20 protein-coding genes and 2 pseudogenes are annotated in these 21,458 nt (G+C 71.6%); 12 read left to right on the forward strand and 10 right to left on the reverse strand.

Translation table 11 applies throughout. The features are described 5' to 3' along the window. Nucleotides 1-37 precede the first annotated feature (37 nt). From MILUP08_RS30415 to guaB, 4 genes are all read right to left on the reverse strand, one after another. A complete protein-coding gene (locus tag MILUP08_RS30415) occupies nt 38-1,498 on the reverse strand; it encodes a M1 family metallopeptidase (protein ID WP_007465082.1) in 1,461 nt (486 codons plus the stop codon). Between the two features lie 107 nt (nt 1,499-1,605). Further along, nucleotides 1,606-3,030, reverse strand: a complete 1,425-nt coding sequence (locus tag MILUP08_RS30420) for a M1 family metallopeptidase (RefSeq protein ID WP_007465084.1) — start codon at nt 3,028-3,030, stop codon at nt 1,606-1,608. 151 nt (nt 3,031-3,181) lie between these two features. Beyond that, on the reverse strand, nt 3,182-4,300 hold the full coding sequence (locus MILUP08_RS30425; RefSeq protein ID WP_007465086.1) for a GuaB3 family IMP dehydrogenase-related protein: 1,119 nt from the start codon (nt 4,298-4,300) through the stop codon (nt 3,182-3,184). Between the two features lie 27 nt (nt 4,301-4,327). Then, a complete protein-coding gene (guaB, locus tag MILUP08_RS30430; RefSeq protein WP_007465088.1) occupies nt 4,328-5,890 on the reverse strand; it encodes an IMP dehydrogenase in 1,563 nt (520 codons plus the stop codon). Between the two features lie 186 nt (nt 5,891-6,076). Here guaB and MILUP08_RS30435 point away from each other — a divergent pair, with 186 nt between their 5' ends. Continuing rightward, nucleotides 6,077-6,496 (forward strand): DUF5319 domain-containing protein, encoded by a 420-nt coding sequence (locus tag MILUP08_RS30435; protein WP_007465090.1) that lies wholly within the window; start codon nt 6,077-6,079, stop codon nt 6,494-6,496. Between the two features lie 37 nt (nt 6,497-6,533). On the opposite strand, the pseudogene MILUP08_RS37495 reads toward MILUP08_RS30435, so the two are convergent. Further along, a pseudogene (locus MILUP08_RS37495) lies at nt 6,534-6,731 on the reverse strand (response regulator transcription factor); the annotation flags it as partial. A gap of 83 nt (nt 6,732-6,814) precedes the next feature. Next, a pseudogene (locus MILUP08_RS30440) lies at nt 6,815-7,352 on the reverse strand (helix-turn-helix transcriptional regulator); the annotation flags it as partial. Nucleotides 7,353-7,608: 256 nt separating this feature from the next. On the opposite strand from MILUP08_RS30440, the gene MILUP08_RS30445 reads away from it, so the two are divergent. Further along, nucleotides 7,609-7,992, forward strand: a complete 384-nt coding sequence (locus MILUP08_RS30445) for a WhiB family transcriptional regulator (protein WP_039909021.1) — start codon at nt 7,609-7,611, stop codon at nt 7,990-7,992. A 127-nt stretch (nt 7,993-8,119) separates the two neighbouring features. On the opposite strand, the gene MILUP08_RS30450 is transcribed toward MILUP08_RS30445, so the two are convergent. The 3 genes from MILUP08_RS30450 to groES form a co-directional block, all read right to left on the reverse strand. Further along, on the reverse strand, nt 8,120-9,835 hold the full coding sequence (locus MILUP08_RS30450) for a molybdopterin-dependent oxidoreductase (RefSeq protein WP_007465097.1): 1,716 nt from the start codon (nt 9,833-9,835) through the stop codon (nt 8,120-8,122). Nucleotides 9,836-9,960: 125 nt separating this feature from the next. Beyond that, entirely contained in the window at nt 9,961-11,601 is a 1,641-nt protein-coding gene (gene groL / locus MILUP08_RS30455; RefSeq protein ID WP_007465099.1) for a chaperonin GroEL, read from the reverse strand. Between the two features lie 70 nt (nt 11,602-11,671). Beyond that, nucleotides 11,672-11,986, reverse strand: a complete 315-nt coding sequence (groES, locus tag MILUP08_RS30460; RefSeq protein ID WP_030330046.1) for a co-chaperone GroES — start codon at nt 11,984-11,986, stop codon at nt 11,672-11,674. Nucleotides 11,987-12,321: 335 nt separating this feature from the next. Here groES and MILUP08_RS30465 point away from each other — a divergent pair, with 335 nt between their 5' ends. The 10 genes from MILUP08_RS30465 to MILUP08_RS30510 all read left to right on the forward strand — a co-directional run bounded on the left by MILUP08_RS30465 (nt 12,322) and on the right by MILUP08_RS30510 (nt 21,173). After that, complete coding sequence (locus tag MILUP08_RS30465; RefSeq protein ID WP_007465103.1) at nt 12,322-13,122, forward strand: helix-turn-helix domain-containing protein; 801 nt, start codon at nt 12,322-12,324, stop codon at nt 13,120-13,122. Continuing rightward, nucleotides 13,113-13,301, forward strand: a complete 189-nt coding sequence (locus MILUP08_RS30470) for a DUF397 domain-containing protein (RefSeq protein WP_007465105.1) — start codon at nt 13,113-13,115, stop codon at nt 13,299-13,301. Before MILUP08_RS30465 ends, MILUP08_RS30470 begins: the two co-directional genes overlap by 10 nt. A gap of 295 nt (nt 13,302-13,596) precedes the next feature. Beyond that, nucleotides 13,597-14,793, forward strand: a complete 1,197-nt coding sequence (locus MILUP08_RS30475) for a THUMP-like domain-containing protein (protein WP_007465108.1) — start codon at nt 13,597-13,599, stop codon at nt 14,791-14,793. 10 nt (nt 14,794-14,803) lie between these two features. After that, the gene (gene ybaK / locus MILUP08_RS30480; protein ID WP_007465110.1) at nt 14,804-15,283 is read left to right on the forward strand and encodes a Cys-tRNA(Pro) deacylase; all 480 of its coding nucleotides are present in this window, start codon (nt 14,804-14,806) and stop codon (nt 15,281-15,283) included. A 179-nt stretch (nt 15,284-15,462) separates the two neighbouring features. After that, nucleotides 15,463-16,557, forward strand: coding sequence for a sugar ABC transporter substrate-binding protein (locus MILUP08_RS30485; RefSeq protein ID WP_007465113.1), 1,095 nt, complete (start codon nt 15,463-15,465; stop codon nt 16,555-16,557). A 113-nt stretch (nt 16,558-16,670) separates the two neighbouring features. Beyond that, nucleotides 16,671-17,489, forward strand: a complete 819-nt coding sequence (locus MILUP08_RS30490) for an ATP-binding cassette domain-containing protein (protein WP_007465114.1) — start codon at nt 16,671-16,673, stop codon at nt 17,487-17,489. After that, complete coding sequence (locus tag MILUP08_RS30495) at nt 17,486-18,748, forward strand: sugar ABC transporter permease (RefSeq protein ID WP_007465117.1); 1,263 nt, start codon at nt 17,486-17,488, stop codon at nt 18,746-18,748. The genes MILUP08_RS30490 and MILUP08_RS30495 overlap by 4 nt, the downstream gene beginning before the upstream one ends. 22 nt (nt 18,749-18,770) lie before the next feature. Continuing rightward, nucleotides 18,771-19,952, forward strand: coding sequence for an ROK family protein (locus tag MILUP08_RS30500; protein ID WP_007465119.1), 1,182 nt, complete (start codon nt 18,771-18,773; stop codon nt 19,950-19,952). Nucleotides 19,953-19,971: 19 nt separating this feature from the next. Beyond that, nucleotides 19,972-20,280, forward strand: coding sequence for a DUF1707 SHOCT-like domain-containing protein (locus MILUP08_RS30505; RefSeq protein WP_007465121.1), 309 nt, complete (start codon nt 19,972-19,974; stop codon nt 20,278-20,280). Nucleotides 20,281-20,432: 152 nt separating this feature from the next. Next, nucleotides 20,433-21,173, forward strand: a complete 741-nt coding sequence (locus MILUP08_RS30510; RefSeq protein WP_007465124.1) for a DUF4142 domain-containing protein — start codon at nt 20,433-20,435, stop codon at nt 21,171-21,173. 22 nt (nt 21,174-21,195) lie between these two features. Here the strand turns inward: MILUP08_RS30510 and MILUP08_RS30515 are convergent, their stop codons facing one another. Further along, nucleotides 21,196-21,450 carry a hypothetical protein gene (locus MILUP08_RS30515; protein WP_039906914.1) on the reverse strand — a complete coding sequence of 85 codons (255 nt, stop codon included), beginning with the start codon at nt 21,448-21,450 and terminating at the stop codon, nt 21,196-21,198. Between the last annotated feature and the right edge of the window lie 8 nt (nt 21,451-21,458).

Below are 21,458 nucleotides of genomic sequence, written 5' to 3' on the forward strand. Positions count from 1 at the left end.
GGGCCCTCGGCTCGACCGAGGACCCTGGCCCGACGTCCTAGAGCTTCTTGGGCTGGGCGGGCTTCTTGGTGCCGTTGAGCCACGCGTCGAAGAGAGCGTCGAGCTGCTTGCCGGAGATCCGCTCGGCGAGGGCCACGAACTCGGCGGTGGTGGCGGTCCCGTTGCGCTTCTCCGCCGCCCAGGTCTTGACGATCTGGAAGAACGCCTTGTCGCCGACGGCCACCCGCAGCGCGTGCAGGGTCATCCCGCCGCGCTGGTAGACCGACTCGCTGAACAGGTCCTTCACCCCCGGCTTGCCCGGCGGGGTCTTCCACACCGTGGCCGGCACCCGCTGGTAGCGGATGTCGAACGCCTGCTTGGCGGTGTACTGCTTGGTGTGCTCGGCCCACAGCCACTCCGCGTACGTCGCGAAGCCCTCGTTGAGCCAGATGTCCTCCCACTTGGCCAAGGCCACGCTGTCGCCGAACCACTGGTGGGCCAGCTCGTGGGCGACCACCTCGGTGTTCTCGCCCCGCCGGAAGAAGCCGGCGGAGTAGACCGGGCGGCTCTGCGTCTCCAGCGCGTACGCGATCCGGCTGTCCGAGACGACCACCCCGCCGTACGCGTCGAACGGGTACGGCCCGAAGACGGTCTCCAGGTAGTCGGTCACCTTGACGGTCTGCGCGATGGACGCGTCCGACGCGCCCTTGGCCACCTTGGTGGTGACCGCGCTGTAGACCGGCTTTCCCTTGTGCTGGCCGGTGGTGATCCGGAACTTGCCGATCACGACGGTGCTCAGGTAGCTGGCCATGGGCGACTTCTCCGACCACTTCCAGGTGGTCCAGCCGTCAGTGGTGGTGTTGCCGCCCGGCACGCCGTTGCTGACGGCGGTCAGGCCCTTCGGCACGGTGATCTCGAAGTCGTACGCGGCCTTGTCGGACGGGTGGTCGTTGACCGGGAACCAGGTGCTCGCCGACTCCGGCTGGCCCAGCGCGATCGCGCCGTCGGAGGTGTGCAGGAACCCGCCCTCGCCGAGCACCTCGTTCTTCAGCGGCTTCGGCACGCCCTCGTACACGATCTCCGCGACGAACCCGTTGCCCGTGATCAGGCCGGCGGCCGGCTTGATCACCAGCTCGTTCTTGTCCCGGCTGTGGGTGGCCGGCGCGCCGTCCACGGTGACCGTCTTGACGGTCAGACCGGCCAGGTCGAGGTTGAACGTCGACAGGTCCGCAGTCGCCGTGGCCTGCACGGTGGCCGTACCGGTAAGCGTGTCCTTCGCGGGGTCGTAGCGCACCTTGACGGTGTACTTGCCGACGTCGTACCCGCCGTTGCCGTACGTCGGGAAGTACGTGTCGCCGACCCCGGCCGCCCCGGCGGTGAAGCTCCGCGAGGGCGTCGGCGACACGCTCGGCGTGGGCGCCGCGTCCTCCTTCGTGGACGAGTCGCATCCGGACAGGACGAGCGCCCCGGTCACCAGCAGACCCGCACCCATCCGCAGCCTGTGCCGCGTTCCCCGCATCACGAACCCTCCCCGTACGCCCGGTGCGGGTGGCCTCGCCGCCCCGCGCGACAGGCGCTCCTGCCCGATCGCAGGCGGCAGCCTATCGACAGATGATCACGGGGTCGTCACGGCGGGGTGGGTGCCGCGCCGCCCACCAGCCAGGCGTCGAAGAGTGGCCGCAACTGCCGATTCGCCACCCGCTCGGCAAGCGCCACGAAGTCCGAGGTGGTGGCGGTGCCGGCCGCCCGCTCGGTGGTCCAGGTGCGCAGGATGCGGAAGAAGGTGTCGTCACCGACCGTCCGACGCAGCGCGTGCACGGCGAGCGCGCCGCGCTTGTAGACGGCGGTGCCGAACATCCGCTCCCGTCCCGGCTCGACAGACGGCTGCGACCAGTCGGTCGACGCGTACTGCAGCTCGAAGTTGCGCTGCGCGGTCCGGCCGCCGTCGTGCTCCTCCCACAGCCACTCGGCGTAGCTGGCGAAGCCCTCGTTGAGCCAGATGTCGCTCCACCGGTGCAGGGACACGCTGTCGCCGAACCACTGGTGGGCCAGCTCGTGTGCCACCACGCCGGGGTTGGGACGGTCGTCGCTGAAGAAGGCGGGCCCGTAGACCGGCCGGGACTGGGTCTCCAACGCGTACCCGATCCGGTCGTCGGCGACCACGATCCCGCCGTACGAGTCGAACGGGTACGGGCCGAAGCGGCTAGCCAGGAAGTCGACGATCTCGCCGGTGCGGGCCAGCGAGCCGGCCGCCCCACCGCTCGCCGGCAGGCTCGCCGCGACCGCTGTGACAAGCGGTCGTCCGGCGTGCTCGCCGGTGACCACCCGATAGTTTCCGATCACGAGGGTGCTCAGGTAGCTGGCCATCGGGGTGCGCTCCGACCAGCGCCACGTCGTCCACCCGTCGGCGCTGCTCCGCGGCCCGGGCACCCCGTTGCTCAGCGCGGACAGCCCGTCCGGGACGGTCACCGCGATGTCGTAGCTGGCCTTGTCCGACGGGTGGTCGTTCACCGGGAACCAGGTGGCCGCCGAGTCGGGCTGGCCGAGGGCGACAGCCCCGTCGTCGGTGTGCAGGAAGCCACCGCTGCCCAGCTCACCGTCGGCGACAGCGGTGGGCACCCCCGCGTAGTCGACGGCCACGGTGAAGGACCCGCCGCGCGGAAGCCGGTCGCGTGGGGTCACCACCAGCTCGCCCTCTTCGCGACGGTGCTTGGCGCGCCGGTCGGCGACGGTGACCGCGCCGACGTCCAGGCCGACCAGGTCCAGGTTGAACCGGGACAGATCCTGGGTGGCCGTCGCCGTGATGGTCGCCCGACCGGTGAGCCGGTCGGTCGTCGGGTCGTAGCGGACGTCCAGCCCGTAGTGCGTGACGTCGTAGCCGCCGTTGCCACGGCCCGGCACGTACGGGTCGCCGACGTCCGCGGCGCCGGGTCGGAAGCCGCCGTCGTCGTCGCCCGTGCAGCCGGCGGCGGTCAGCGTGACGGCGCAGCTCAGCACCGTGAGAGCGGCGGCCAGCCGGCGGCGGGACGGTGCGCGTCCGCTCAGGACCATGCACGACTCCTTCCACGCCATCCCCGGGTCAGGACGAGCGTAGCCAGCGACACGCCCTCGGATGCCCGTATCGGGGGCGACCCACGGCAGGTGACGGAAAGGCCGGCCCCGCAGGATCGCGGGGCCGGCCTTCCAACGTCAACGGGGGTGATCAGCGGTCGAGGACCAGGCCGACCTTCTGGAACTCCTTGAGGTCGCGGTAGCCGCACTTGGCCATCGCCCGGCGCAGCCCGCCGAACAGGTTGAGCTGACCGTCGGCCTCGTCCGCCGGGCCGAAGAGCAGCTGCTCCATCGACCCGAGCGGCTCACCGGCGACCTCGAACGCGCCCCGGGGCAGGGACGGGTGGCTGGCCGCCGAGTGCCACCAGGCGCCGCCTGCGGGCGCCTCGTCGCAGAGCGACAACGGCTCGCCGAGCATCACGGCGTCCGCGCCACAGCCGAGGGCCTTGGCGATGTCGCCGGAGGTCTGGATGTCGCCGTCGGCGATCAGGTGCACGTACCGGCCGCCGGTCTCGTCGAGGTAGTCCCGGCGGGCCGCCGCGGCGTCGGCGATCGCGGTGGCCATCGGCACCCGGATGCCCAGCACCGACTCGGTCGTCGACCACTCGTCGCCGCCGATGCCCACGATCACGCCGGCCGCGCCGGTACGCATCAGGTGCAGCGCCGTCTTGTAGTCGGTGCAGCCGCCGACGATGACCGGCAGGTCGAGGTCGGCGATGAACTCCTTGAGGTTCAGCGGCTCGTCGGTCGTCGACACGTGCTCGGCCGACACGATCGTGCCCTGGATGACCAGGATGTCCACCCCGGCGTCCAGGATGACCGGGGCCAGCGCCAGGGTGTGCTGCGGGGAGACCCGCACCGCCACAGTGCCGCCACCGGCGCGCAGCTCACGGACCCGCTCCGCGATCAGGTCCGGGCGGATCGGCTCCGCGTACACCTCCTGGAGCCGCTTGGTGGCGCGGGCCTCCTCGTCGAGGCCGGCCAGCTCCTCCAGCACCTTCGTCGGGTTCTCGTAGCGGGTCCACAGCCCCTCGACGTTGAGCACGCCGAGACCACCGAGCTGTCCGAGCCGGACCGCCGAGGACGGGCTCATCGTGGCGTCCGAGGGGTGCCCGACACAGGGGATGCCGAACGGGTACGCGTCGAGCTGCCACGCGGTCGAGACGTCGTCGACGTCCCGGGTCCGGCGGCTCGGCACGATGGCGATGTCGTCCAGGTGGTAACCGCGCTGCGCGGTCTTGCCCAGCCCGATCTCGACCACGTCACGCATGGGGGACTCCAGGTTGTTGGGGGATGGTCAGCGGGAGTGGTAGTTGGGCGCCTCGACAGTCATCTGGATGTCGTGCGGGTGGCTCTCCTTGAGCCCCGCCGCCGTGATCCGGATCAGCTGGCCACGCCGGTGCAGCTCGGGGATGCTCTCCGCGCCGACGTACCCCATCGCGGCCCGCAGCCCGCCGATGAGCTGGTGGGCGACCGCGGACAGCGGGCCCCGGTAGGGCACCTGCCCCTCGACACCCTCGGGGACCAGCTTGTCCTCGGCGAGCACGTCCTGCTGGAAGTACCGGTCCTTCGAGTACGACTTGGCCTGCCCCCGGGACTGCATCGCGCCGAGCGAGCCCATCCCGCGGTACGCCTTGTACTGCTTGCCGTTGATGAAGATCAGCTCGCCGGGGCTCTCCTCGCAGCCGGCCAGCAGGCTGCCGAGCATCACCGTGTCGGCGCCGGCGACCAGAGCCTTGGCGATGTCGCCGGAGTATTGGATGCCGCCGTCACCGATCACCGGGACGCCGGCCGGGCGGGCGGCACGGGCCGCCTCCATGATCGCGGTGATCTGCGGGACGCCGACTCCGGCGACGATCCGGGTCGTGCAGATCGCGCCCGGGCCGACACCCACCTTGATCCCGTCGGCGCCGGCCTCGACAAGCGCCCGCGCACCGGCGTACGTGGCCACGTTGCCGCCCACGACGTCGATCGTGACGTCCTTCTTGAGCTGACGGACCATGTCCAGCACGGCCCGCTGGTGCCCGTGCGCCGTGTCCACGATCAGCACGTCCACGCCGGCGTCGACGAGCGTGCGGGCCCGCTTGTACGAGTCCTCGCCCACACCGACGGCGGCGGCCACCCGCAGCCGACCCGCGTCGTCCTTGGTGGCGTTCGGGTACTGCTCGCTCTTGGTGAAGTCCTTCACGGTGATCAGCCCGCGCAGCCGACCCGAGTCGTCCACGATCGGCAGCTTCTCGACCTTGTGGCGGCGCAGCAGCGCCAGCGCGTCGTCCTTGCTCACCCCGACCGTGGCGGTGACCAGCGGAGTCCGGGTCATGATCTCGTGGACCGGGGTGTCCGGCTCGGAGACGAAACGCATGTCGCGGTTGGTGACGATGCCGACGAGCTGACCGTTGCCGTCCACCACCGGGACGCCCGAGATCCGGTAGCGCCCGCACAGCTCGTCGACCTCGCGCAGGGTGTCGTTCGGGCTGGCGGTCACCGGGTTGGTGATCATGCCGGACTCGGAGCGCTTGACCAGGTCGACCTGGAGGGCCTGGTCCTCCAGGGAGAGGTTGCGGTGCAGCACGCCGATGCCGCCCTGGCGGGCCATGGCGATCGCCATCCGCGCCTCGGTGACCGTGTCCATGGCGCTGGAGAGCAGCGGAACGGTCAGTTCGATGCCGCGGGTGAGCTTCGTCCGGGTGTTGACCCGGCTGGGCACCACGTCCGACTCGCCCGGCTGGAGCAGCACGTCGTCGAAGGTGAGCCCGAGCGGAACGACCCGGGCCGAGCCGGCGGGCAGCTCGGGCAGGTGGCCGCCCAGCTCGGCGCGCTCGTCGCCGGCCGGAAGATCGGTGCTGGGCGAATTTTCCACGATTGCTCTCCTGAGCTGCTCGGATGGGCTTCAGCGAGGTGGCGCGGGCGGGCACCGGAACACGCCACGGCGCCGGCACGTCGTCTCATCGTACCCAGTGACCTGGGCGACCTCCGTCGGCGGCGGCCGCCTCCCTGCGGTGCCGGGGGGCGGACGTTCGCGCCGCGTTGGGTCTACGGTGAGGGGGTGCACGACGAGCCCATCGACCCGTTCAACGGCGACCCGGCCGACCCGACCGCGGGCCTGGACGACCCGGGCGACGACGCGACGCCGGATCCGCTTACCGACGTCGAGCGGCAGGATGTGCTGGAGGACCTCGCCGACCTGGAGATCTACCAGGCCCTGCTGGCGCCCATCGGGGTGCGCGGGCTGGTCATCGAATGCGAGGACTGCCGGGAACCGCACTACTTCGACTGGGACCTGCTGCGGGGCAACCTGCGGCACCTGCTCAACTCGGGGCGGCCCCGGGTGCACGAGCCGGCGTACGACCCGGATCCGGACCACTACGTGACCTGGGACTACGCCCGCGGTTACGCCGACGGGGTGCACGACACCCTGACCGAGGGCACCGAGGACGACCCGGGCACCGCCACCAGCGCCGACTGATCGCCTGGTGACGCCGCCCGGGCCTGGGCCTCGGGTGTCAGGAGACCAGGCCGGCACGGAAGCCGGCGGCGACCGCGTGGGCGCGGTCCCGGGCGCCGAGCTTGCGGAACAGCCGGCGCGCGTGGGTCTTGACGGTGTCCTCGGACACGAACAGTTCCCGGCCGATCTCCGCGTTGCTCTTGCCCTCGGCCATGCCCAGCAGCACCTGGAGCTCCCGTTCGGTGAGCCCGATCGACGCCCGGTTGGGGCGGGCACTCGGCGCGGGGCGGGTCGGATCGGTCTGGCCGGTGGTCGACCCGTCGGTAGCCGATTCGACCTCGTCCTCACCGCGCTGCACCGGCACCGACGGCACACCCGACGACCCGTCGCCGTTCGCGGCCGTCCAGCCGGGTTCGGCCGAGCCGCGTACCGATGGCGCGGAGCGGCCCGAACCACCGACCGACGCCGTGTCCCGGGCCGGGTCGGTGACCCGCTGCCGGGAGGCCCGGCCGGGCGCGGTGAGCAGCAGCAGGGCCTTGGCCACCGCGCTGGTCAGGTCGTGGTCGGCATTCTGGATGAGGCCCCGGGCGCCGGCGCTGATGGTGGCGGCGGCGGCCTCGGACTCCTCCGCGCCGAGCAGCAGGACCGCGGCCTGCGGCGCGCGGGCCAGCACCCGACGGACGAAACCCGCGCTGTCCGGCCGGGTGAGAGCCGTGTCGGCCAGGATCACGTCGGCCGGCCGCTCAGCGAGTCGCAGCATCACCTCGGGATCGGAGACGGCGGTACGGACGATCGCGGACAACCCCAGCCGGGCGGCAGCAGAAGTGAGGTGCTGAGCCGCGAGCGGTGTCCGAACGCACACAAGAACGGTACGCACTGTGGTGGTCTCCTCTCCGGACACGAGCAGACCATGACGGCGTCGGCTGGGGAGGGGGTTCCGGGCAATCATCTGAACTTTTCCGACAGATAGGACAAAAGCCGCAAGTTGCCAGACGTTTTGGATCACACACGTGTGAGCCGGCGACGGCCCGGGTACCGGGAGGGCCAGGCCGGGAACGGTGCGCCTGCGCGGCCCGCCGCCCGGAAGCCGGCCACAAGCAATCTCGCGGTGCCGCGCGGGAGGAGGGGTGCTGATGTCGAACGTACGTAGACTGCCCGGACCCATCGTCGATCTCTGGGACTGGCAGCGGCTCGGTGCCTGTCGGGGCCGCGACAGCGCCCAGTTCTTCCACCCGGACGGAGAGCGGGGCTCCTCCCGGCTGCGGCGGGAGTCCTCCGCCAAGTCGGTCTGCCGCGCCTGCCCGGTCCGCGCCGAGTGCGCCGCGCACGCCCTTGCGGTCCGCGAGCCGTACGGCGTGTGGGGTGGCTTCAGCGAGTCCGAGCGGCTGCGCCTGCTCGCCGTCGGCTGGGAGGACCTGGCCGACCGCCGGCAGATGCGGGTCGACGTCGCCCGCCTGGAAGCGCGACTGGGCCGCCCGCACAAGTCGACAGTCCCGGCCCAGCGCAACGTCGCCTGACCCAAGGCTCACTGAGAAACCGCGCCCCCTCCTTCGGGGGCGCGGTTTCCGCAGATCCTGGACAGTTCCCGTTCCGCGTTGACGGAAACTGTCCAGGATCTCCGGCGGGCGCCCGAGGGGGCGCGGGTCAGCGGACGTTTACCGGCACCGTGTGCCAGCCGGTGGCGCCGTCCGGGGCGACGCTCTGCGTACGCTCGGTCTGGGTCTCGCCTGTCGCGTCGGTCGCCCGGACCTGGAGCTTGTGCTCACCAGGCGTGGCGTCCCAACGCCAGGACCACTGCACCCAGGTGTCCACCGACACCGTCGGGGCCAGCTCCGCCTCCTGCCAGGGGCCGCCGTCGACGCGTACCTCGACCCGGCGAATGCCCCGGTGCTGCGCCCAGGCCACGCCGGCCACCGTCACCGGACCGGCGGTCAACCGGTTGCGCCGTCGCGGCGCGTCGATGCGCGACTGGGTCTTGATCGGGCCCTGGGCGGACCACCCGCGCGGCACCCAGTACGCGTCGAAGTCGGCGAACCGGGTCAGCTCCAGCTCGGTCACCCACTTGCAGGCCGACACGTAGCCGTAGAGGCCGGGCACCACCATCCGGACCGGGAACCCGTGCTCGACCGGCAGCGGCTCGCCGTTCATGCCGATCGCCAGCAGCGCGTCCCGTCCGTCCCGCAGCGCGGCGGTGGGGGTGCCACAGGTCCACCCGTCGACCGACCGGCCCACGACCTGGTCGGCGTCCTCCTCCGGCTGGACCTCGTCCAGCAGCTCCCGCAGGGGTACGCCCAGCCAGCGGGCGTTGCCGATCAGGTCCCCACCCACCTCGTTCGAGACGCAGGCAAGCGTGACGTACCGCTCGACCAACGGCCGGGCCAGCAGATCCGCGTAGCTGTAGGTGCGTTCGGTGCCCACCCGGCCGTGGATGCGCAGCCGCCAACTGTCCGGGTTCACCTGGGGCACCACCAGGGCGGTGTCGATCCGGTAGAACCCGAGATTCGGCGTGACGTACGGCGCTAGCTGGGCCAGCGACAGGTCCGCGCCCGCCGGCACGGCAGGTGCGGGGGCGACCGGCGCGGGCAGCCGGATCGCGTCCCGGGCGGCGGACACGCCGCGCCTCCCGGCCAGCCAGCGCCCGCCGAGACCGGCCACTGCTGCCGTGCCGAGCAGCACCCCGGTGCCGGTCAGGAACCTCCGGCGCGACTCCGGATCGACAGTCGCGACAGACGCGGCGGGGGTCACCGGCACCGGCGGCCCGGCCGGCGTCACCGGCCGATCAACAGGCCCGGCAGGCGACACCGACCGCCCGGCAGGCCCGGCGGTTCCGGCCGGCGACACCGGCCGCCCGCCCAGCCCGGCGGGCGGTGCCGGCGGGGAGCTTGCCGAGCCCGAGGCGGTGGGTGGGGCCCAGAGCCAGGGGTCCAGCTCGAACGGGCCGTCGATGAACAACCAGAGCACGAGGGCGCCGAGCCCGCCGCCGACAAGCGACGGCAGCGCGTCGAAGACGTCCGCGCCGGAGCGGGTCAGCGCGGCGGCCACACCGACGGCGCCGAGCGCCGCGATGCCGGCCAGGCCCAGGGCCAACCGGCGGATCGCCAGCACTCCGAGCAGCGCGGCGAACCCGCCCAGCAGCAGGGCCGTTCCGGTCAGTAGGGCGATCTTGTCGGCAGTGCCGAAAACGTCGATGGCGAACTGCTTGAGGGGTTCGGGGACGGCGTCGACGACCACCCCGCCGACCGCGACAAGCGGCGCCGACCGGGGGCCGGTCAGCACCGCCACCGGCTCCGCGGTTCCGATGGCGACGGCGGCGGCGGTCACTCCGGCCAGCGCGGCGTACCGCCGCGACGTGGTGCTCATCGGCCCAGTGTGCGCGCCCGTCTCGCCGGGTCGCCAACCATGTCAGCGCTTGGTAATGATCGCGGAGACGAACCGGGGCACACCGCCGTACGACGGTGTGCCCCGCAACAGGTGTCGCTACCGGGTCAGAAGCCCGGGCCGTGCTGGTGGCCGTGACCGTGGCCGTGCCCACCGGCGGCGGCCGGCTCGGCCTGCTCCGGCTTCTCGACCACGAGGCTCTCCGTGGTGAGCAGCAGACCGGCGATCGAGGCGGCGTTGGTGACCGCGTTGCGGGTCACCTTCACCGGGTCGATGATGCCGGCCTTGACCAGGTCGACGTACTCGCCCTTGGCGGCGTCGAGGCCGTTGCCCCACTTCAGGTCGGCGACCTTCTGCGTCACGACGTAGCCGTCGTGACCGGCGTTCTGGGCGATCCAGCGCAGCGGCTCGACGAGCGACTTGCGCACGATCGAGACGCCGACCTTCTCGTCACCGGTGAAGCCCAGGTCGTCGTCGAGCACGGGGAGGATCTGCACCAGGGCGGCGCCGCCGCCGGGCACGGTGCCCTCCTCGACCGCGGCCTTGGTCGCCGCGATGGCGTCCTCGATGCGGTGCTTGCGCTCCTTCATCTCGACCTCGGTCGCCGCGCCCACCTTGATCACGGCGATGCCGCCGGAGAGCTTCGCCAGCCGCTCGGCCAGCTTCTCCCGGTCCCAGTCGGAGTCGGAGGCCTCGATCTCCTTGCGGATCTGGGAGACCCGGTCGTCGACATCGGCCTTCTGGCCGCCGCCGTCGACGATCGTGGTGTTCTCCTTGTCGACCACGACGCGCCGGGCGGTGCCGAGCACCTCCAGGCCGACCTGGTCGAGCTTGTAGCCCAGCTCCGGGGCGACCAGCTCGGCGCCGGTGGAGATCGCGATGTCCTGGAGCATGGCCTTGCGGCGGTCGCCGAAGCCCGGGGCCTTGACCGCGCAGACCTTGAGGGTCTTGCGCAGCGAGTTGACCACCAGGGTGGAGAGCGCCTGACCGTCCACGTCCTCGGCGATGATCAGCAGGGGCTTGCTGTTCTGCAGGACCTTCTCCAGCAGCGGCAGCAGCTCCTCGATCGCCGAGATCTTCTGGGTGGTGACCAGGATGTACGCGTCCTCCAGGACGGACTCCTGACCCTCCAGGTCGGTGACGAAGTTCGGCGAGATGAAGCCCTTGTCGAACTGGAGACCCTCGGTCACGTCCAGCTCGGTGGTGAGCATCGAGCCCTCCTCGACGGTGATGACACCGTCGCGGCCGACCCGCTCCATCGCCTCGGCGATCAGCTCGCCGATGGTGGCGTCCTGCGCGGAGATCGTCGCCACGTTCGCGATCGACTCCTTGCCGGAGACCTCGACGGCCCGGCCGAGCAGCGCCTCGGAGACCTTGGCGGCCGCCGCGTCGATGCCCCGCTTGAGGCCGGCCGGGTTGGTCCCGGCGGTCACGTTGCGCAGGCCCTCACGGACCATGGCCTGCGCCAGCACGGTCGCGGTGGTGGTCCCGTCGCCGGCGACGTCGTTGGTCTTGGTCGCCACCTCCTTGACCAGCTGCGCGCCGAGGTTCTCGTAGGGGTTGGTGAGCTCGATCTCCTTGGCGATGGTCACACCATCGTTGGTGATCGTCGGCGCACCGAATTTCTTGTCCAGGACGACGTTGCGCCCGCGCGGGCCGAGGGTGACCTTGACCGCGTCTGCGAGGGCGTTGACACCGTGCTCCAGCAGGTGCCGGGCGTCGTCCGAGAAGCTCAGGATCTTCGCCATGAATGTCCCTTCGAAGCGCCGCTGCCCCGGCCCGGCGAGCCGGACCGGGGCAGCGACACTGATCGGTTGCTTACTTCTCGATGACCGCGAGGACGTCGCGGGCGGAGAGCACCAGGTACTCCTCGCCGGCGTACTTGACCTCGGTGCCGCCGTACTTCGAGTAGAGGACGGTGTCGCCGACCTGCACGTCAACCGGAACCCGGTTGCCGTTGTCGTCGACGCGCCCCGGGCCCACAGCGAGGACGGTGCCCTCCTGCGGCTTCTCCTTGGCGGTGTCGGGGATCACGATGCCCGACGCCGTGGTGGTCTCAGCCTCATTCGCCTGGACCACGATGCGGTCCTCGAGCGGCTTGATCGCAACCTTGGTCGCGGTAGTCACGGGCATACCCTCCTGGGGTACTGGTTTCGTTGCTGGTCAGCGGGGCTGACCAGCGTCAATCTGCCTCATGCCACCGGGCGGTGCCGTCGTCGCGGGTGCCGGTCCGCCTGGCGTGCGCACCCGGGTCGCGAGACCCGGAAGCTGGCACCCTCAGGGTGAGAGTGCTAATCGCAGGTTATTCCGTGGCTAGCACTCCGTCAAGGAGAGTGCCAACGCGCCGCTGTCCGTGTCGCCACAGTTCCGCCAGTCGTTACCGCAACACGCCGGGAGCGCCTCGCCCCGCCGTGGCCATCTCCCTACCGTCGGTTGCCATCACCCATGGCCGCGGAAAGGGGAATCGAGTGGCCCGGATACCGACCCTGACGTTCCTGCTCGAACAGCTACGCCGCGCACGCCAGGCGCGCGGGCTCAGCCAGGAGGAGCTGGGCAAGATGATCAACTACTCACCGTCGTACGTGAGTGCTGTCGAGACCGGGCAGAGCCCGGTCAGACCGGATTACGTCGCCCGCATCGACTCGACCCTGGACACCGGCGGTCTCTTCGTCGGCATGCTGGAGCTGATCCGCTTCCACGCCGCACCCGACTGGTTCCGCCCCTGGGAGGACAACGAGCGGGAGGCGGTGGCGCTGCGCTGGTACGACCCGACAGTGATCCCCGGCCTGCTGCAAACCGAGGGGTACGCGCGGGCGATGCTCGGCGTGGGCGGCGAGCTGACCGCCGAGGAGGTCGAGACGCGTGTGGTGACCCGGCTCGCCCGGCAGACCGTGCTGACCGCCGACCGGCGTCCACGCCTCGTCGCGGTGCTTGAGGAGCACACGCTGCGCCGGCAACTCGGCGACCAGAAGATCATGCGCGAACAGCTCCAGCACCTGCTGGCCATGAGCACCGAGCCGAACGTGCAGGTCCGGGTCGTGCCGATCGACACTCCCTGGCACGTCGGCCTCAACGGCCCGTTCATCCTGGCCCGGCTCGACACCGGGGTCGAGCTGGCCCACCTGGACAACCAGCTCCGGGGGCAGACCGTGGACGGCCCGAACGACGTTGCCGCCCTGGAGCGGCACTGGGAGACTGTGACCGGCGAAGCGCTGCCGTGCCGGCAGTCCGCCCGGCTGATCGAGGAAGTGGTGCAGACATGGACCTGACCCACGCCACCTGGCGCAAGTCCTCCCGCAGCAACAGCAACGGCGGCGCCTGCGTCGAAGTCGCCGACAACCTGCCGGGCCTGGTCGCCGTGCGCGACAGCAAGGACCCGACCGGGCCGGCCCTCACCTTCACCCCGACGAGCTGGCGCGCCTTCGTCACGGCCACCCCCACCGACTGACCCCACGCCGAGCAAGCCCACAGGGCAGGCCCGCCGCCCAACACCCGCCCCACGGGCCCGCAGGCCGAGCCGGCCGCCCGAGCCCGGGAGCCCGCCGCCCGAACTCGCCGCCCGGACTCGCCGCCCGGACTCGCCACCCGGACTCGCCGCCTGGACTCGCCACCCGGACTCGCCACCCGGACTCGCCGCCCGGACTCGCCGCCCCAGCCCGCCGCCCGAGCCCGCCAGTCGAGTCCGACACCGCCTGGTTGACACCACCGTCCGGGCGACCAGGCTGGGCCGGGACAATGGCCGGGTGGATCTCGATCAGCTGGCGGCGCTGCGTACCCCCGAGGGGTCGGCCGCGCTCTCGGCGGCGGCCACGCTGGCCGGCGGTGATCCACTGGCGGCGGCGTCGGCGTTACGCGCGGCCGGGGTGCCGCCCACGCTGGCCGCGGCGGCGCTCACCCAGGCCGAGCTGCGCCACCGGGCGGTCGGCAAGTTCGGTCCGGCCGCCGCCGGGATGTTCCTCACCCGCGCCGGGTTGGAGCAGGCCACCCGCAGGGTCGTCGCCGAGCGCCGCGCCGAGCGCCTGCGCGCGGCAGGTGTACGCACGCTTGCCGACCTCGGTTGCGGCCTCGGCGCCGACGCGCTCGCCGCCGCCCGCGCCGGCATCCGGGTGTACGGGGTGGAGGCCGACCCGGTGACCGCCGCGATGGCCGCCGCCAACGCCGCCGCGGCGGGGCTGGCCGAGCTGTTCACTGTCGAGTGCGGCGACGCCACCGCGTTCGACGTCTCCCGGGTCGACGGGGTCTTCTGCGACCCGGCCCGCCGCGCGAGCGGCACCGGTCGGCGGATCTTCGACCCGCGTGCCTACTCGCCGCCGTGGGACTTCGTGACCGGGTTGGCCGAGCGGGTGCCGCGCACGGTGGTGAAGGTGGCGCCGGGCCTGGACCACGCGCTCATCCCGGCCGGCGCGGAGGCGGAGTGGGTAGGCGTGGACGGCGACCTGGTCGAGGCCGCGCTCTGGTGCGGCGAGCTGGCGCAGGTGCCCCGCCGCGCCACCCTCTACCGGCAGGTGGGCACCGAGACGCGCCGTTCCCGGCTCACCGGCTCGGGTGCCACGGAGGCGTCGGTCGGGCCGCCGCGCCGCTACCTGTACGACCCGGACCCGGCGGTGGTGCGCGCGCACCTCGTCGCCGAACTGGCCGACCAACTGGATGCCACGTTGGGCGACCCGAGCATCGCCTACCTCTACGCGGACCGGCCGACCCGCACCCCGTACGCGCGGTGTCTGGAGATCACCGACGTGCTGCCGTTCTCCCTGAAGCGCCTGCGGGCGCTGCTGCGGGAGCGGCGGGTCGGCCGGGTGGAAATCCTCAAGCGGGGCTCCGCGCTCACCCCGGAGCAGTTGCGGCGGGACCTGCGGCTGGCCGGCGACCAGGCGGCGAGCCTGGTGCTCACCCGGATCGCCGGGGCACCGACCGTGTTGGTCGGCCACCCGGTCGACTAGGTTCGTCGACGTGGCGGGACAGGGCACTCCGGCGACGGCGCTGCTGGTCAAGCGTGGGATCGCGCATCGCACCCATCCGTACCGGGTCTCCCCGGACGCGCCGAACTACGGCGCGCTGGTCGCCGAGGCGCTCGGCGTGGCACCCGAGCGGGTGTTCAAGTCGCTGGTGACCGAGGTCGACGGCGCGCTCACCGTGGCGGTCGTCCCGGTCACCGGCGAGCTGGACCTCAAGGCGCTCGCGGCTGCGGTCGGCGGCAAGCGGGCGACGATGGCCGACCGGGCGGTGGCCGAGCGGGCCACCGGCTACGTGCGCGGCGGGATCAGCCCGCTCGGGCAGCGCCGACGCCTGCCCACCGTGCTGGACGAGTCCGCGCTGGACCTGCCGACGATCTATGTCTCCGCTGGTCGGCGTGGTCTGCAACTGGAGCTGGCGGCGGCCGATCTGGTGGCGCTCACCGAGGCCGGTACGGCGGCGTTGCAGGCCCGCTGACGGCAGTCGTTACGTCGACTCCTCCGTGGGATACCCGGGGAGTAACAGTCGCGTTGCTGAATTGTTATCGCTTCCAACAAACTTGGCACCTGCGCGGTCTTGTGGGACCAGTGTGACGCGAAATACGTTGCCGGACACAACAAAACAACACCTCCCCCACCTCCGAAAGGACCCTGCACATGCGTAAGGGGATCCTCACCATCGCCGCCGTGGGCCTGCTCGCGTCCGGCGGCTTGACCGCCTGCAGCGACGACTCCGGCACCGGCTCGGCCGACTCCAAGAAGACTCCCAAGATCGGCGTCATCCTTCCGGACAGCAAGTCCTCCCCCCGCTGGGAGACCGCGGACCGTCGCTTCCTGGAGGAGGCGTTCAAGGCCGCCGGCGTCCAGTACGACATTCAGAACGCCCAGAACGACAAGGCCACCTTCCAGACCATCGCCGAGCAGATGATCACCAGCGGCGTCACCGCCCTCATGATCGTCAACCTGGACTCCGGCACCGGCAAGGCCGTGCTCGACAAGGCCAAGTCGCAGGGCGTCGCCACCATCGACTACGACCGGCTCACCCTCGGCGGCTCCGCCCAGTACTACGTCAGCTTCGACAACGAGACCGTCGGGAAGCTCCAGGGCGAGGGTCTGGCGAAGTGCCTGACCGAGAAGGGCGCCAAGAACCCGGTCGTGGCGTACCTGAACGGCTCCCCCACCGACAACAACGCCACCCTGTTCAAGGCCGGCTACGACTCGGTGCTCAAGCCGAAGTTCGACTCCAAGGAGTACACCAAGGGCCCGGACGACGCCGTGCCGGGCTGGGACGGCCCCACCGCCGCGACCATCTTCGAGCAGCAGCTCACCGCGACCAAGGGCAAGATCGACGGCGTGCTGGCCGCCAACGACACTCTCGGCAACGCCGCCATCTCGATCCTGAAGAAGAACAAGATCAACGGCAAGGTGCCGGTGACCGGCCAGGACGCCAGCGTGGAGGGCCTGCAGAACATCCTCGCCGGTGACCAGTGCATGACCGTCTACAAGGCCGTCCGGGAAGAGGCGAAGGCCGCGTCCGACCTGGCCATCACACTGGCCAAGGGCGAGAAGAAGGACACCGGCCAGACGGTGAAGGACCCGGAGGGTGGCCGGGACGTCCCGTCGGTGCTGCTCACCCCGAAGGCCATCTACAAGGACAACGTCAAGGACGTCATCGCCGACGGTTACGCGACCAAGGAGCAGGTCTGCACCGCGGCGTACGCCAAGTTCTGCGCCGGCGCCGGCATCAGCTGACCGACGCCGCAGTACCCGCCGGGACGACAATCGCCGCCCGGCACGGGAGCACCCTCCCGTGCCGGGCGGCGCCCGCCGGACGGGCCCCGACCCTCCCTTAAGAAGGAGACCCCGTGTCCGCGACTCCCCTGCTGGAACTCCGCGGGATCGACAAGAGCTTCGGTCCCGTCCAGGTGCTCCGCGACGTCGCCCTGAGCGTCCACCCGGGCGAAGTGACCGCACTTGTCGGCGACAACGGCGCCGGCAAGTCGACCCTGGTGAAGTGCATCAGCGGCATCTACCCCACCGACGCCGGTGAGGTCCTGTTCAACGGCGAACAGGTGCACATCGGCAGTCCCCGCGACGCCGCCACGCTCGGCATCGAGGTCGTCTACCAGGACCTCGCGCTCTGCGACAACCTGGACATCGTGCAGAACATGTTCCTCGGCCGGGAGAAGCACAGCGGCATCGTCCTGGACGAGCCGACAATGGAACAGCTCGCCGCCGAGACCCTGGCGGGGCTCTCCATCCGCACCGTCACCTCGCTCCGCCAGCACGTCTCCAGCCTCTCCGGCGGTCAGCGCCAGACCGTGGCCATCGCCAAGGCGGTGCTGTGGAACAGCAAGCTCGTCATCCTGGACGAGCCGACCGCCGCCCTGGGCGTGGCACAGACCGCCCAGGTCCTCGAACTCGTCCGCCGCCTCGCCGACAACGGCCTGGCAGTGGTGCTCATCTCGCACAACATGAACGACGTCTTCGCCGTCTCCGACCGGATCGCCGCGCTGTACCTCGGCCAGATGGTCGCCCAGGTGAAGACCACCGACATCACCCACGCCCAGGTGGTTGAGCTGATCACCGCCGGGCGCTCGGGCGGGCTCGGTCTCGCCACCGACCCGGGCAGCAACGGCGACGGCCCGCAGCCGGCCGACTCGATCTCAGGAGGCGTCCGATGACCACCACCGCCGTACGGAAGGAAGGCCCCGCTGCCGTCACACCGCCGCCGACCGTCGGGAGCCACGTCCGCAACTACGTGAGCCGGGTACGCGGTGGCGACGTCGGCGCGCTACCGGCCGTGCTCGGCCTGATCGTGCTCTGCACCGTCTTCGCGATCATGCGGCCGTCGTCGTTCCTGTCGGCAGGCAACTTCGCGAACCTCTTCACCCAGGGCGCGGCGGTCACGCTCATCGCGATGGGCCTGGTCTTCGTGCTGCTGCTCGGCGAGATCGACCTCTCCGCCGGCTTCGCCAGCGGCGTCTGCGCGGCGGTACTGGCCAATGTGGTCACCGTGCTCGGCTACCCCTGGTGGGTTGCCGTCCTCGCTGCGGTCGCCACCGGCGTGGTCATCGGCACCACGCTCGGGATGCTGGTCGCGAAGATCGGCATTCCGTCCTTCGTGGTCACTCTCGCCGGCTTCCTCGCCTTCCAGGGCGTCGTGTTGCTGCTCGTGCAGGAGGGCACCAACATCTCCGTCCGCGACGAGGTGCTGGTCGCGATCGCCAACCGCAACCTCGCCCCCGCGCTGGGCTGGGCGCTGACCGCCGTCGCCGTCTTGGGCTACGCGGCGGTGCAACTGCTACGCCACCGCAACCGGGCGGCCCGTGGACTGATCACCGACCCGATCGCGGTGGTGGCGCTGCGGATCGCCGGGCTCGCCGTCATCCTCGGCACCGCGGTGTACGTGCTCAACCTGGAGCGCAGCCGCAACGTCCTCATCGTCTCGCTCAAGGGCGTGCCGATCGTGGTGCCGATCATCGCGGTGCTGCTTGTCATCTGGACCTTCGTGCTCCAACGCACCAGCTACGGCCGGCACATCTACGCCGTGGGCGGCAACCGGGAAGCGGCCCGCCGGGCCGGCATCGGCGTCGACCGGATCCGGATCTCGGTCTTCGTGATCTGCTCGTCCATGGCCGCCATCGGTGGCATCGTGGCCGCCAGCCGGGCCAACTCGGTCGACCCGAACACGGGGGGCAGTAACGTACTGCTCTACGCGGTCGGCGCGGCGGTGATCGGCGGCACCAGCCTCTTCGGCGGCAAGGGCCGGGTATTCGATGCCGTGCTGGGAGGCGCGGTGGTCGCGGTCATCGAAAACGGAATGGGCCTGATGGGGTACAGCGCGGGAGTCAAGTACGTGGTGACCGGCGTCGTGCTGCTGCTCGCCGCAAGCGTCGACGCCCTCTCCCGCCGCCGCGCGGCCGCCACCGGCACCCGCTGACCGCGCGGGAGGTAGCACCAGCATGCGCCCGGCACCCAGCCAGGAGGAGGTCCGGAGGCAGAACCTCGGGGCCCTGCTGCGGCACGTGCACGTCCACGGGGCGACCACCCGCGCCGAACTCACCACCACCCTGGGACTGAACCGGAGCACCATCGGCGCGCTCACCGCCGACCTGGCCGGCGTCGGACTGGTAAGCGAGGGAACACCGAAGGAGACCGGCCGGGCCGGACGGCCGTCACTTGTCGTCCGGCCCGAGTCGACCCGGGTGTACGCGTACGCGTACTCCGTCGAGGTGGACCGGCTGCGCGCCGCCCGGGTCGGCCTGGGCGGCGCGGTGCTGGACCGCCGGGAGCTGGACCGACCGCGCGGGCTGCTGGCCGCCGAGGCCGCCCTGCTGCTCGCCGGCGCGGTCAAGGAGATGCAGCAGGTGGTGCCCGCCGACGCGATCTGCGTCGGTACCGGCGTCGCGGTCTGCGGGATGGTCCGCCGCGAGGACGGCCTGGTCCGGCTCGGCCCCACCACGGGCTGGGTGGACGAGCCGATCGGCGCCGCGCTCGGCGCCGAACTGGGCCTCGACGTGCCGGTCACCGTCGGCAACGTGGCAGACGCGGCGGCGTTCGCCGAGCACGCCCGGGGCGTCGCGGCCGGCTGCGACAACGTCATCTACCTGTACGGCGACGTCGGCGTCGGGGCCGGCATCATCGCCGGCGGGCGTCGACTCACCGGACACGGCGGGTACGGCGGCGAGGTCGGCCACATGAAGGTGGTCCGCGACGGGATGCCCTGCGAGTGCGGCGCTCGGGGTTGCTGGGAGACCGAGATCGGCGAGCACGGCCTGCTCCGCGCGGCCGGACGATCCGACGCCCGGGGCCGCGAGGCGCTGCTGGCCGTCTTCGACGCCGCCGACCGGGGGGACGCCCGCGCACAGACGGCGGTACGCCAGGCCGGTGACTGGCTGGGCTTCGGGGTGGCCAACCTGGTGAACGTCTTCAACCCCGAGATGGTCATCTTCGGCGGCACCATGCGGGACCTCTACCTCGCGGCGGCGGCCCAGATCCGCAGCCGGCTCAACTCCAACGCCCTCGGTGCCTGCCTGGAACACGTGCGGTTGCGCACCCCGAAACTGGGCGAGGACGCGCCCCTGATCGGCGCCGCCGAACTGGCCTTCGAACGGCTCCTCGCCGACCCCCTCGACGTGGGCTGATCCGCGTACCCTGTCCGGCGTGGATGTCGAGCTGCGCGCCTCCGACGACGACCGCCACCGGGTGGTCGCCGAGCTGCACCGGCACACCGCCGCGGGCCGGCTCACGCTTGACGAGTTCTCCGAGCGGGCCGGCGCGGTCTGGACCGCCCGCACCCTCGGTGACCTGGCCGCGCTGACCCGGGACCTGCCGGCCCTGCCCGATCCCGCCGCGACCGCCGGCGGCGGCGGTGACCCGGTCGGGCAAGGCCGCCGGGAGTTGCTTGTGCTCTTCGCCGTCGCCGCGCTCACCCTGCTGCTGCTCGGCGGCTTCCTCGCCCTCACCCGCTGATCCCCCTCCACTTCGCACAGCGCCCATTTCCACCGCCTGCCGGGTGAACTGATCGGGCGATCAGTCCGTACCAGTGGGCGGACGGGCGGCCGGCAGGGTGCGGCTGCCCGGTCCAGACGCGTTTCGGTCCGGACCGAGGAGGCACCACAGACATGGCACCGCTCAGATCCGCCCGTCGTCGGCCGGGCAACCGGATGCACCGTGCGGCGATGTTGCTCATCGCGATCATCGCGGGGGTCGGTGTCCTGCCCGGAGTGGCCATCGCCGCCCCCGCCGGCGGGCAGCAGCTCAACGCCGCCGACATGACACTGCTCAACGGTGTGCGGTTGGCCGGGCTGTGGGAGATGCCGGCCGGTCAGATGGCCGCCGAGAAGGGGCAGTCGGCGAAGGTACGGGAGATCGGTGCCGGCATCGCCGGCGAGCACCAGCGGCTCGACCAGCTCGTCGTCGACGCCGCCAACAAGCTCGGCGCGAGCATCCCGAGCGAGCCGACGGCCGAACAGAAGGGCTGGCTGTCGGAGATGCAGAACGCCTCCGGCGCCCGGTTCGACCAGATCTTCGTGACCCGGCTCCGGGTGGCCCACGGCAAGATCTTCCCCGTGATTGGCGCAGTACGGGCCAGCACCCGCGACGCGACCGTCCGTAAGCTCTGCGAGGAGGCCAACGCCTTCGTGCAGCACCACATGCAGATGCTGGAGTCCACCGGCCTGGTCCGGTGGCCCGAACTGCCGCCGGCCGCGCTGCCCGCCCCCGGCAAGGACGGCCTGCTGGCCGCCGCCTCGGCGAACGCGGGACCGCAGGTCGGGGTCAGCAGCACAGTCGTCTGGCTGGTCTTCCTCGCCGCGCTCGGCACCGGCGGGATCGCCACCTACCGGATGCTGCGCCGCAGCTGACCACCCCGTCTGGTGGCCCCCGTCAGCGGTCCACCTGGGTGAAGTCCCAGGAGTGCGGGGCGCGGGCCACCAACAGGGCGGGTGGATCGGGCAGCGGACGCGGGCTGCTGCGCCACTTGGAGATGACCACGACCCGGTGGTCGGTGGAGGAGAAGACCTCGCTGGACACGTGCAGAGGGTCGTGCTCCAACTCGGGCAGCGCGGTGTCGCACACCCAGGTGATCAGGTCGGCGACGCCGTACGCCTCGGCGCGCGCCTCCCACATCCGCACGATCATCTCCGGTG

The organism is Micromonospora lupini str. Lupac 08 (assembly GCF_000297395.2).
Classification (GTDB): Bacteria; Actinomycetota; Actinomycetes; order Mycobacteriales; family Micromonosporaceae; genus Micromonospora; species Micromonospora lupini.